Source organism: Haloferax profundi (genome assembly GCF_001469865.1).
GTDB lineage: Archaea > Halobacteriota > Halobacteria > Halobacteriales > Haloferacaceae > Haloferax > Haloferax profundi.
Genome location: NZ_LOPV01000349.1, coordinates 1 through 10,133, shown reverse-complemented (window position 1 = coordinate 10,133; position 10,133 = coordinate 1). Strand labels below are relative to the sequence as shown.

The window sequence follows — 10,133 nt, the reverse complement described above, 5'->3', positions numbered from 1 at the left end:
GTCGGCGGCGACAGAGTGACGGGTGTCGCCTTCGGGAATCGAGGACCGCCCGGAGACGATACCGTCGTGGCTGGCCGCCGTGGGGACGGAGACGAACCCACATTCGAGACGGTCCGATGCCATCTTCGCCACGTCGATTGGTTTGCCGCCGCCGAGGGCGATGAGGTAGCCAGCGCCCATCTCACGGCCGATTTCGACGACGCGCTCGACAGACTCGAAACTCGCACGGTCCAGCGAGACGGACTCGATGCCGTCGAACTGCTCGCGAATACGGTCGCCAGCGATACGCTCGGGGGACGGACTCGTGACGAGCAACGGGTCACCGGAGAGGTACAACTCGGCGACTGCGTCGGCGAGTTGGTCGAGGACGCCGTGGCCGACGAGGACGTTCCGAGGAAGTTTGATCCACGTCGATTTGTCGAACATACGCAAGCATCGGCCACGGTGGTTCATAGTGTTTCTCGTCTCGGTGGCCTCGAACGTGCGACGGCGCGTGGGTGGCGGACGTGGTTAGACGAGTGTGTTGACCGCGTCCCAGAGGAACAACACGCCGAATCCGCCGAGGACGACAGCGCTGAGCGCGGCGACCACCGGCGCGAACGATTCGACTCGCTGTTCGGCGGCGACGAGGGCGGCGGGGAACCCGGTCACCCAGACGGCGATACCGCCGAAGAAACCGAGGATGAGCGCGGGACTTCCCGTCTGGACGATGAGGAGGTTCGAGAGCGACGCGCCGAGGTAGGGCGTGTGCGAGAGGACGTCGACAGTTCCAGTTTCGAGTAAGCCGACACCGATGGTGAGCCAAAAGAGAATCTGGTACGGATTCGTCAACGCGAGGACGAACGCCTTCGTGAACCCGGCACTGTCGGTGTCGGGGTCCGCGGCCTCACGAAACGTCGTCTGCATCTCCTTTGCCGCACCGTAGGCGAAGTAGAGCATGAGGACGCCGCCAGCACCGACCATCACGGCGCGAATCGTCGGGAACTGCTCGACGAAGGCGACGAGGCCGAGGGCGGCGAGGACGAAGAACAACGCGTCGGCACTCATCGCGCCGAGACCAGCGCGGGCCCCCGACGACCACCCCCGGACGACGCTCTCTTCGGCGATGACGGCGTTCATCGGTCCCGGCGGGGCGGCGAGGGCGAGGCCGAAGACCAACCCAGCACCGAGCGACGGGAGGACGGTAGACATCACCGCTTCTTGGCTCGAATCCGTGAAAAATGACGCGGATGCGGTGACTGCTGAACTGCGAGGTTAGAGGAGCGAGAGAACGACGTCGGAGACGCCTCCGACGAACGCCTCCCACGCGGAGAATCCGGTGAAGATGGCGACGGCCGTATCGAGGGCGAAGAACCCGAAGAGGGATGCCGCACCCAGGTACGCCTTCCGCGTGTCGAATCGGTCCGCGAAGCGATGGAAGAAGTACGCGTTGGCGATACTCACCGGGATGATTGCGAGCATCTCACCGGCCCAGATTGCGGGGTGAGCGCCGTACTGGACGGCGAGTCCGATGGTCACGAGTTGCGTCTTGTCTCCGAACTCCCCCGCGGCCATCATGGCAAAGATAGGGAAGAATCCGCCGAACCCGTGACTCGACAGTTCTCGACCGAACACGGTCGGCGTCGCGTCGAATCCGGCCAGTCCGCCGTCGGTCGCTGCGCCGCTTGGATTCTTCGATGGAGTCGCACGGTACAGAAGGACCGCGAAGAGTGCGAACAACACCGCGGTGAAGGCGTCGAGTGCGACCGGTGGCAACGCGTTCTTCAACGCCTGACCGAAGGCGATTTCGAGTGCCGTCCAGATGGCGAACGCCGACCCTGCCGCGGCGACGACGACGCTCGGGTCGTACCGCGTCGAGAGGCCGGCGATGATGAACTGAACTTTCTCACCGGGCAGCACCGCGAGTTGCGCGACGAGTGCGACGACGAGAATCTCAGTCCACCCAGTCATGCAGTCGACACACCCTCGTCTTCACACGATTCGTCCGGTTCACGGACGCGAATAGTCCGGGCGACGGACTCGGGGAGACTCTGTTCTCGCTCCGAGTCCGCGACGCGGACCGTGACCATGCCGAACGGTGCAACGTCGATTATCTCGATGGTGGTGCCGGGGACGACACCCGCCTCGGAGAGGTATTCCAACTCTTCGGGGTCGCGGTCGCTGACTCGGCAGACGACGATGACGTCACCCACTGTGTGGTCGGAGAGTGTCGAGAGACCAGACGAGTTCGGCGGAGTGAGGTCGGCGCTCGGAATCGGGTCGCCGTGCGGGTCGACTTCCGGGTCGCCGAGTGCGGCGGCGACGCGTCGCTCGAACTCTTCGCTGATGTGGTGTTCGAGTGCGTCTGCTTCCTCGTGGACCTCGCTCCACGAGTAGTCGAGGTGTTCGGTGAGGTACGCCTCCAAGAGGCGATGGTGACGGAGGACTTCGAGCGCGACGGTCTCACCTTCTTCGGTGAGTTCGACCCCTTTGTACTTCTCGCGTTCGAGCAGGCCGCGGTCTTCGAGTTTGCCGACCATGCTCGTCACCGTCGGCGGCGTCTTGCCGAGGTACTCCGCGATGGCGGAAGTAGAGACAGGGGGACCGTGTTCCATCTGGAGTGAGTAGATGGCCTTCAGATAATCTTCCATCACGTCGCTCAACATAGGTTGAATTAGACGTGTCTAAACCAAATATCTGGTGGATAAAATCAACGTTCGAGAGGCGGACTACTTCGGGGACAGAACGGGGTTCCGGTTAGATTCCCTGTCCCATCAGGTGACTCCGGAGGATGTCTGCGTTCTTCGTCCCGGACTCGGTGTTGACGACGACCACCGTGTCGTCTTCGTCGAACTCGTCAGACTGGTCCCACGCGGCGGCGAGGGCGACACCACCGGCGGCACCGACTTCGACGCCAGCGGTCTGCGCGGCTTTGACCGCCGATTCGAGGGCGTCGTCGTCGCCGACAGTGACCGCGACACCGTCGGATTCCTCGATTGCACGGAGTGCGAGTGACCCACCCGCCGGGTCAGGAATCTCCAGTTCGCCGACGATAGTGTCGGGGTGGTTCCACGCCTCGGTGTCGTCGTTTCCGACTTCCCACGCGGTAGCGATGGGGGAGCACCCGACCGACTGCGCAGCGACGAGTCGGGGGACGTCGTCGACGAGGCCGAGGTCAGACAGGTCGCGGAAGCCTTTGTAGACGCCGTAGACGAGTTCGCCCGTTGCCACGGGGACGACAACCCAGTCGGGGACCGACCAATCGAGACGCTCGGCAATCTCGTATGCGATGGTCTTCGCGCCGTCGTGTCGATACGGATTGTCGAACTCCTGTAGCGTGTACCAGTCGCTCTTGAGTTTCTCGTGGAGTGCCGAGAGCGCGGCGGGGTAGCGCCCGCCGACGACTTTCATCTGGCCGCCGTGGACGTTCACCATCGCCTTGTTCGGGAACGGCGTCCGCGAGGGGACGAATCCGTACGAGCGCACGTCGACGAGACCCGCGTACGACGCGGCGGACTGCGCACCGTTTCCGGGTGACGCGTGAGCGACGACTTCTGCCCCTGCTTCGCGTGCCGCCGTCGCAGCGAGCGAGAACCCTCGGTCGAGGAACGTCCCGGTCGGGTTGCGTCCCTCGTCCTTGATGAGTAACGACCCGACACCCGCTTCGTCGCCGAGTGCCGAGGCTTCGACGAGCGGCGTCGCACCCTCGTTCGCCGTCACGGGGTCGTCGAACGGGAGGAGTTCGCGGTAGCGCCACATCGTGTCGAAGGGGCGTTCGGCGAGCGTCTCCGCGTCCCACTCGACGCTGTCGAGGTCGTACGTCGGGTCGAGCGGCGCGTCCGCGTCGCTCGGTCCGGTCACGTCGGCGTCGTACTCGTCACCAGTCTCCGTACACACCAGCCCAGAGAACGTGTCGGAAGTCTGCATAGGCGGCCCTTTCGGGGGGAGGAACTAAGCCCTTCCCGTCGGGCGATGGCTTCCACCCGCAGGGGCTTTGTGTCACCCGTCCGAGGAACCGTGTATGGACGATAGCCACATCGTTGTCGTCGGTGCGGGACTCGCGGGTCTCGTCACCGCGCGACGCCTCGCCGCCGATGGAGCCGACGTGACCGTCATCGAACGACGGAACGACGTCGGCGGTCGAGTCCGAACCAGAACGAAGGAAGGGTTCACACTCGACCGTGGGTTCCAGGTACTGTTCACCGGCTATCCCGCGGTCCGGCGTGAACTCGACCTCTCGGCACTCGACCTGCGCGAGTTTGCGCCCGGCGCGACTATCTGCCGGCCGAGTCGCCGCTCGGTCCTCTCTGACCCCCTCCGCGACATCGGCGGTCTGTTCGACTCGCTCCGAAACCCCGAGGTGACGACGAGCGACAAACTTCGGACACTGGCGCTCAGACAGGACGTTGGGACGCGCGACGAGACCGAGATATTCGCCTCACCCGACCAGAGCATCCGGTCGTACCTCCGCGACTGGGGCTTTTCGGAAGACTACATCGACCACTTCGTCGCTCCGTTCTACGGCGGCATCACGCTCGACCGGTCGCTGTCGTCCTCGAAGCGCGTCTTCGAGTACACGTTCAAGATGCTCTCTGCGGGGAGTACCGCCGTCCCGAAAGACGGGATGCAGGCGATACCCGAACAACTCGCCGACGTCGCCCGCGACGAGGGCGCGACGATTCGCCTCGGCGAACGGGTCGAGTCGCTTCAGAGCGACGAGAACGGCGCAGTCGTCACGACGGGGCGCGAATCGGTCGAAGCCGACGCCGTCGTCGTCGCAACCGACCCGAAGGAGGCGCGGCGCTTGACCGATGTCGAGTCGATTCCGACCGACGCGCACGGCTGTGTGACCCAATACTACACGCTTCCGACGGGGAGTGGCCTCGACGCGGGGAAGCGAATCATGCTCAACGCCGCGAATCCGGACCCCAATACGGTTGCCCCGCTCTCGACTGTCGCGCCCGAGTACGCACCCGCGGGCAAGGAACTCCTGAGTGCGACGTTCCTCGGGGCCGCCGCCCGAGACGAGTCAGAAGAAGTCCTCTTCGAGAAGACGTTGCGGACGCTCGAAGCGTGGTACCCCGACCGCTACTTCACCGACCTCGAACTACTCCACACCGACTACATCTCCTTCGCCCAGTTCGCCCAGCCCCCGGGTATCCACGACTCGCTCCCGGCACACCGCGATGCACCTGGTCGGACCTACCTCGCCGGCGACTACACGGCGTGGTCGTCGATTCAGGGCGCGATGCGGAGTGGTCGAGAGGCCGCGGACGCGGTGCGTACTGACCTATCGGACTAGTCTTCAGTCGTTCGAGGACGTGACGCCACCGCCCGTCTCTACTTCTGACGCCGGTCGAACGTCCTCGAACGAGAGCCCGCCTGTCGGCAGTGGTTTCGACGAGAGACGCTCCGCGCCGTAGCGGTAGACCAGAATCCCGGCGAGTAACCACGCCGCGGCGGCGAGACTCGCCTCCGAGGGCAGGATTCCACCACCAGTGACGCCCGCCGCCAGATAGACCGAGATGCCGTTCCACGTCGTGTGGAACGCGATTGGGACGAGGACGCGCCCACCTGACTCGTTGTACAACCACGTCGTGATGACGCTGATTGCGATGACTCCGAGCAGGTAGAACACGAACGACGTGCCGGCCTGCGAACTTCCGGGCATGGCGAACAGCGGGATGTGCCACGCCGCCCAGACGACACCGATGACGAGCGAGGCGCGGAACGCGCCGAGTCGTCGCTGGAGGACGGGGAGGCCGTACCCTCTCCATCCGGGTTCTTCGAGGCCGCCTCGGATAAACGACGAGAGCAGTACCGCCCCGAGCAACCCGGGCGGTCCGAGGGCCGCGACGTCGAACGACCATCCGGTTGCGACGGTGAGTACGAGCGTCGCACCGAACAGGACGACGGGCACGGCGATGGCAGCGACCCAGACGAGGGGCGACGTTCGGACGCTCACCAACTGCCGACCCCACGACCGGATGTCACCAGTGGCCGCCGCGAGGACGATTGCTGCGAGGAACGGCCCGAACCCACCCGTGAGGACGAGCAACGAGACGTACGTCGGCGGGTCGCCACCCCTGACGAGGAGCGTCGCCGGAATCCACCAGACCCACGTGAGGAGGTACGTCAGTCCGAGGAAACTGACGAAACGATGCGTTCGTATCCAGTCTGCGAGCGAGGACATCACAGGTGAAGATACCACTGCAGTGAACATATCCACCAGACGCACTTCTCGGCGTGTGGGAAGCAGACTGGCTGTGGGGCACAGACTGGTCGTGAGAAGCAGGCGACCACCCGGGCAGCCCTCGTGCTGAGGTTTATCTCAGAGGAGGCGACGAAGTTTCCCCAGTGGCGGAAAGGTGAGTGTCTCGCCTGCGTCGGCGTCGCGCACGAGTGGCCGGAAGACGCTCGCGTCGCCGACGAGCGGCGAGTCGAAGTCCGACCCTCGCATCTGGTTGACGACGACACCCGGTGCGAGGCGGGTGAACGCCGGCAGCATCAGCACGTCTGCCCGCCGGTACGCCTCGGGGCCGTAGAGGACGCACGGCCGGCGGCGGCCTTCGATAGTGAGGGTGGGGTGGTCGTGGCCGACGACGTGGAAGCGCGCCTCACCGTCGGGGTGGCGGTGCCCGTGCGAGACGAGCGTTCCATCGGCGAGTCGGTACTCGTCGTGAACGGGACCCGACCACGACTCGGCGAGCATCGTATCGTGGTTCCCAGCGACGAACACCGGGTCGGAACCGGCGTCGATGCAGACGTCTGCGAGCGTTTCGAGCGCGGAGACGTGGCGCTCCGAAACCCGGTCGAATCGGTGGAGCACGTCACCTGCGAACACGACTTCACAGGGGTCGAACTCGTCGCAGAGGACGGTCAGTCGGTCCGCGAGGTCCGCCTGCTCGCCCAGCGGGAAGTCGACGTTCGAGGCGTCCGCGCGGCCGATGTGGAGGTCAGAGAGAACGAGTGCGTCCGCTTCAGAGAGGTAGACGGACCGGTCGCGGACGGCGACGCTCTGCACGGGAGAAGACAGGGCCGACGACGACAAAATACCACCGAGCCGTCGTCGCGTGTCGCGGACCACAGAGCGAGGGTCTTTTTACGAGTTGCGTCCTTCGCTCGTGGTATGAGCGGCGCCCTCGACGACAAGCGTACCGCGACCCGCTTTCGTATCCTCGCCGAGATTGCCGACCGTCAACCGGCCGTGAGTCAAGGCGAGATAGCCGAGGCAGTCGGCGTGACGAGTCAAGCGGTCTCGGAGTACATCCGCGAACTCGTCGACGACGGACTGGTGGACAAAGAGGGTCGGTCGCGCTACCGCGTGACCAAAGAGGGCGTCGATTGGCTCTTTCAGGAGGCCCGTGCGCTCCAGCGGTTCGCCGAACACGTCACCGACGACGTACTGGAGAGCGTCAACGAAGACGCAGCAATCGTCACCGACGACGTCTCGGCAGGCGAGACGGTGACGCTCTCACTCCGCGACGGCCTCCTGTACGCCACACCCGGAGGCGACGGGCCAGCAATCGGTGTCTCGACGACCGATGCAGACGCCGGCGAGGACGCCAGCGTCACCGGATTCGAGGGCGTCATCGAGATGGAACCGGGGTCCGTTCGCGTCCTCCAGATTCCACCAGCACGACTCGGAGGGAGTGGCGACGTCGACGTGACAGCACTCGCAGACGCCTGTGCCGAGGCGGATATCGTCGTCGCCAGCGGCGTCGAGGCAGTCGTCGCCTCCCGCACGGCAGACGTGGACCTCGAGACGTGGTTCGCCCCAGGCGAAGTCGCCGCCGACGCCGCCGCTCGCGGGTTAGACGCGGTAGTCGTCGCCAGTACAGACGCGGCCGGACGTGTGACGGACGCACTCCGCGATGCTGGCGTCTTGTTCGAAGTGACCGAACCGTAGCCAGGGTTCGCCCGTGAACGGGCCATACCGTCGCTATTCGTCGGCGTGTTCGCGTGCCATCGTGTACGCCTCACGTAACCTGCGGAATCCCTCTCTGTCGCCGCCGTGGTCTGGGTGAACGTCTTTGACTTGCGACCGATAAGCGTCGCGAACGGCGTCGGAAGAGGCGTCTGCCGAGAGACCCAATCTGTCGAACGCTTCCGAGATAGGGTCGTCGACGTCGGCCAGTTCGGGTTCGATGTCGGCCACGTCGAAGGGGAGGCGGCGGCCGAGCTGCCTCCCCGGCATCTCGTGTTCACACAGGACGGCGAAGACACCCGTTCGTTCGAGGCGGAAGAACGCCTGCGCGTCGAACGTGATAGCGACGTCTCGCTCGGGGAGGTAGAACGCTACCGTCTCGTCGTGAATCGTCCAGTCTTCGACGAATCGTTCGCCAATCGCGGTCAGGTAGTCTCTGATTTCGAGACGACGGCGGCCGACACCGTCCACTCGCGGGCCGTGAGAGACCTGTTGGTCGGGGAAGAGGCGGCCACCGACGACGAACACACCAGCGACGACGACGGAGGCGATTGCGCCCACAACGAGGCCGAGTACCAGCCACGAGGGGAGCAGAAATACCCACTCCGGAAGCACGCTAGAAGTCAAGTGACGAGCGACTAAGAACCCCTCGCTGCCCGCACCCCTTTGCCGATGGGCCGTCGACTCCTCGTATGCAACCGATACGGTTCGAGGAAGCGGACAGCACCGAGCGCACACAAATCGGAGAGGGTCTAACCCGCGTCGCCGTCGCCACCGACCGATTGGAGACGGGTCGTGCCGAGGGGAAGTACTTCCTCAGACACGACGATGGGTGTGCCGTCTGTGGCGAGGCAGTCGTCGCTGGCGAACCGTTCTACCTGGACCCAGAGACGAGTGAGATACTCTGCGAAAGTCACGGACAGGAGCGTCGTGAAGGCTGAAAGGTGACGAATTGCGATTCGCGCAACAATTTCATACTCGGGTTCGAGTGAGTTTTTATTCACTCATGTTCCGTTCGCAAACTTCTTTATTGGCCTGTGGGACCATACGAACACCACATGGCTGTAGTCTGGCTGGACGACGTACGGGCCGACGACCTCGACCTGGTCGGCGGCAAAGGCGCGTCGCTGGGCGAACTCACTGGTGCTGGACTTCCCGTCCCACCGGGGTTCGTCGTGACGGCGAGCACGTACCGAGCCTTCATCGAGGATGCGGGAATCGACGACGAACTCTTTTCTGCGGTGGAGGTCGACCACGAGGACTCTGCGGCACTCAAGCAGGCACACGAGACGGCCCACGACCTCATCATGGGCACGCCGATGCCCGAAGACGTTCGAGAGGAGATTCTCGACGCCTACCGGAGCATCGGCGACGGTGACGCCTTCGTCGCGGTTCGGTCCTCTGCAACTGCCGAAGACCTCCCGGACGCCTCGTTCGCGGGACAGCAAGAGACGTTCCTCAACGTCACCGAAGAGGAACTCTTAGAGAGCGTCAAGGCGTGTTGGGCCTCTCTGTTCTCCGAGCGCGCAATCTACTACCGCAACCGGAAGGGCTTCCCACACGACAAGGTCGATATCGCCGTCGTCGTCCAGCAGATGGTCGACTCCGAGAAGTCGGGCGTGATGTTCACGCGACACCCATCGACGGGTGAGAAGAAGGTCATCATCGAGGCCGCGTGGGGCCTCGGCGAGGCAGTCGTCTCCGGAACCGTCTCCCCCGACAACTACGTCGTGAACCGCGAGAGCGGCGACGTCGAGACGGCGACCATCGCGGACAAGAAGACGATGTGCGTCCGCGACGAAGAGACGGGCCAGACCGTCGACCGCGAGGTTCCGAACGAGAAACGCCACGACCGCGTTCTCACCGACCAAGAAGTCGCTCGACTCCTCGAACTCGGCGAACTGGTCGAAGACCACTACGAGACCCCACAAGACGTGGAGTGGGCCGTCTACGACGGCGAGGTGTACATGCTCCAGTCGCGCCCGATTACGACAATCTCCGAAGGCGCCAACGGTGACGAAGGTGCGAACGAAGGTTCTCGCTCCGACGGTGTGAGCGACGACGTACTCATGCGTGGCCTCGGTGCCAGCCCCGGAATCGCGTCAGGTCGCGCCCGCATCGTGACGAAACTCGACCACCTCGACCAGGTGGCCGAAGGCGACATCATCGTCACCGAGATGACGATGCCCGACATGGTGCCCGCGATGAAGCGCGCCGCCGGTATCGT

The 10,133-nt window shown here is 64.5% G+C and carries 12 protein-coding genes; 4 read left to right on the top strand and 8 right to left on the bottom strand.

The annotated features are described in order from the left end of the window. The 5 genes from AUR66_RS13045 to AUR66_RS13025 form a co-directional block, all read right to left on the bottom strand. Window positions 1–426, bottom strand: a 426-nt coding sequence (locus AUR66_RS13045; protein ID WP_157533116.1) for an iron-containing alcohol dehydrogenase, incomplete at its 3' end; no start/stop codon positions are given. 84 nt (window positions 427–510) lie between these two features. Then, window positions 511–1,191 (bottom strand): LysE family translocator, encoded by a 681-nt coding sequence (locus tag AUR66_RS13040; RefSeq protein WP_058572766.1) that lies wholly within the window; start codon window positions 1,189–1,191, stop codon window positions 511–513. 63 nt (window positions 1,192–1,254) lie between these two features. Then, window positions 1,255–1,950 (bottom strand): TMEM165/GDT1 family protein, encoded by a 696-nt coding sequence (locus AUR66_RS13035; RefSeq protein ID WP_058572765.1) that lies wholly within the window; start codon window positions 1,948–1,950, stop codon window positions 1,255–1,257. Further along, entirely contained in the window at window positions 1,947–2,645 is a 699-nt protein-coding gene (locus AUR66_RS13030; RefSeq protein WP_058572764.1) for a metal-dependent transcriptional regulator, read from the bottom strand. The genes AUR66_RS13035 and AUR66_RS13030 overlap by 4 nt, the downstream gene beginning before the upstream one ends. Window positions 2,646–2,736: 91 nt before the next feature. Beyond that, window positions 2,737–3,906 carry a threonine synthase gene (locus AUR66_RS13025; RefSeq protein ID WP_058572763.1) on the bottom strand — a complete coding sequence of 390 codons (1,170 nt, stop codon included), beginning with the start codon at window positions 3,904–3,906 and terminating at the stop codon, window positions 2,737–2,739. Between the two features lie 94 nt (window positions 3,907–4,000). Here AUR66_RS13025 and AUR66_RS13020 point away from each other — a divergent pair, with 94 nt between their 5' ends. Next, window positions 4,001–5,281 carry an NAD(P)/FAD-dependent oxidoreductase gene (locus tag AUR66_RS13020; RefSeq protein ID WP_058572762.1) on the top strand — a complete coding sequence of 427 codons (1,281 nt, stop codon included), beginning with the start codon at window positions 4,001–4,003 and terminating at the stop codon, window positions 5,279–5,281. Between the two features lie 3 nt (window positions 5,282–5,284). Here AUR66_RS13020 and AUR66_RS13015 read toward each other — a convergent pair whose 3' ends face one another. Both AUR66_RS13015 and AUR66_RS13010 read right to left on the bottom strand, forming a co-directional pair. Next, window positions 5,285–6,172 (bottom strand): CPBP family intramembrane glutamic endopeptidase, encoded by an 888-nt coding sequence (locus tag AUR66_RS13015; RefSeq protein ID WP_058572761.1) that lies wholly within the window; start codon window positions 6,170–6,172, stop codon window positions 5,285–5,287. Window positions 6,173–6,310: 138 nt separating this feature from the next. After that, the gene (locus tag AUR66_RS13010; RefSeq protein ID WP_058572767.1) at window positions 6,311–7,003 is read right to left on the bottom strand and encodes a metallophosphoesterase; all 693 of its coding nucleotides are present in this window, start codon (window positions 7,001–7,003) and stop codon (window positions 6,311–6,313) included. Window positions 7,004–7,108: 105 nt separating this feature from the next. Here AUR66_RS13010 and AUR66_RS13005 point away from each other — a divergent pair, with 105 nt between their 5' ends. Then, window positions 7,109–7,888 carry a DUF7839 domain-containing protein gene (locus tag AUR66_RS13005; protein ID WP_058572760.1) on the top strand — a complete coding sequence of 260 codons (780 nt, stop codon included), beginning with the start codon at window positions 7,109–7,111 and terminating at the stop codon, window positions 7,886–7,888. A gap of 33 nt (window positions 7,889–7,921) precedes the next feature. On the opposite strand, the gene AUR66_RS13000 is transcribed toward AUR66_RS13005, so the two are convergent. Beyond that, on the bottom strand, window positions 7,922–8,521 hold the full coding sequence (locus tag AUR66_RS13000) for a J domain-containing protein (protein WP_058572759.1): 600 nt from the start codon (window positions 8,519–8,521) through the stop codon (window positions 7,922–7,924). A 77-nt stretch (window positions 8,522–8,598) separates the two neighbouring features. On the opposite strand from AUR66_RS13000, the gene AUR66_RS12995 reads away from it, so the two are divergent. Beyond that, window positions 8,599–8,847, top strand: a complete 249-nt coding sequence (locus AUR66_RS12995) for a hypothetical protein (RefSeq protein WP_058572758.1) — start codon at window positions 8,599–8,601, stop codon at window positions 8,845–8,847. A gap of 117 nt (window positions 8,848–8,964) precedes the next feature. Beyond that, a partial coding sequence (locus AUR66_RS12990) for a PEP/pyruvate-binding domain-containing protein (RefSeq protein WP_331457003.1) occupies window positions 8,965–10,133 on the top strand: 1,169 nt, incomplete at its 3' end.

Excerpts from the sequence above, each read along its gene's own strand:
- AUR66_RS13040 (WP_058572766.1), bottom strand. The coding sequence starts at position 1,191 with ATGTCTACCGTCCTCCCGTCGCTCGGTGCTGGGTTGGTCTTCGGCCTC.
- AUR66_RS13035 (WP_058572765.1), bottom strand. The coding sequence starts at position 1,950 with ATGACTGGGTGGACTGAGATTCTCGTCGTCGCACTCGTCGCGCAACTC.
- AUR66_RS13030 (WP_058572764.1), bottom strand. The coding sequence starts at position 2,645 with ATGTTGAGCGACGTGATGGAAGATTATCTGAAGGCCATCTACTCACTC.
- AUR66_RS13025 (WP_058572763.1), bottom strand. The coding sequence starts at position 3,906 with ATGCAGACTTCCGACACGTTCTCTGGGCTGGTGTGTACGGAGACTGGT.
- AUR66_RS13020 (WP_058572762.1), top strand. The coding sequence starts at position 4,001 with ATGGACGATAGCCACATCGTTGTCGTCGGTGCGGGACTCGCGGGTCTC.
- AUR66_RS13015 (WP_058572761.1), bottom strand. The coding sequence starts at position 6,172 with ATGTCCTCGCTCGCAGACTGGATACGAACGCATCGTTTCGTCAGTTTC.
- AUR66_RS13005 (WP_058572760.1), top strand. The coding sequence starts at position 7,109 with ATGAGCGGCGCCCTCGACGACAAGCGTACCGCGACCCGCTTTCGTATC.
- AUR66_RS12995 (WP_058572758.1), top strand. The coding sequence starts at position 8,599 with ATGCAACCGATACGGTTCGAGGAAGCGGACAGCACCGAGCGCACACAA.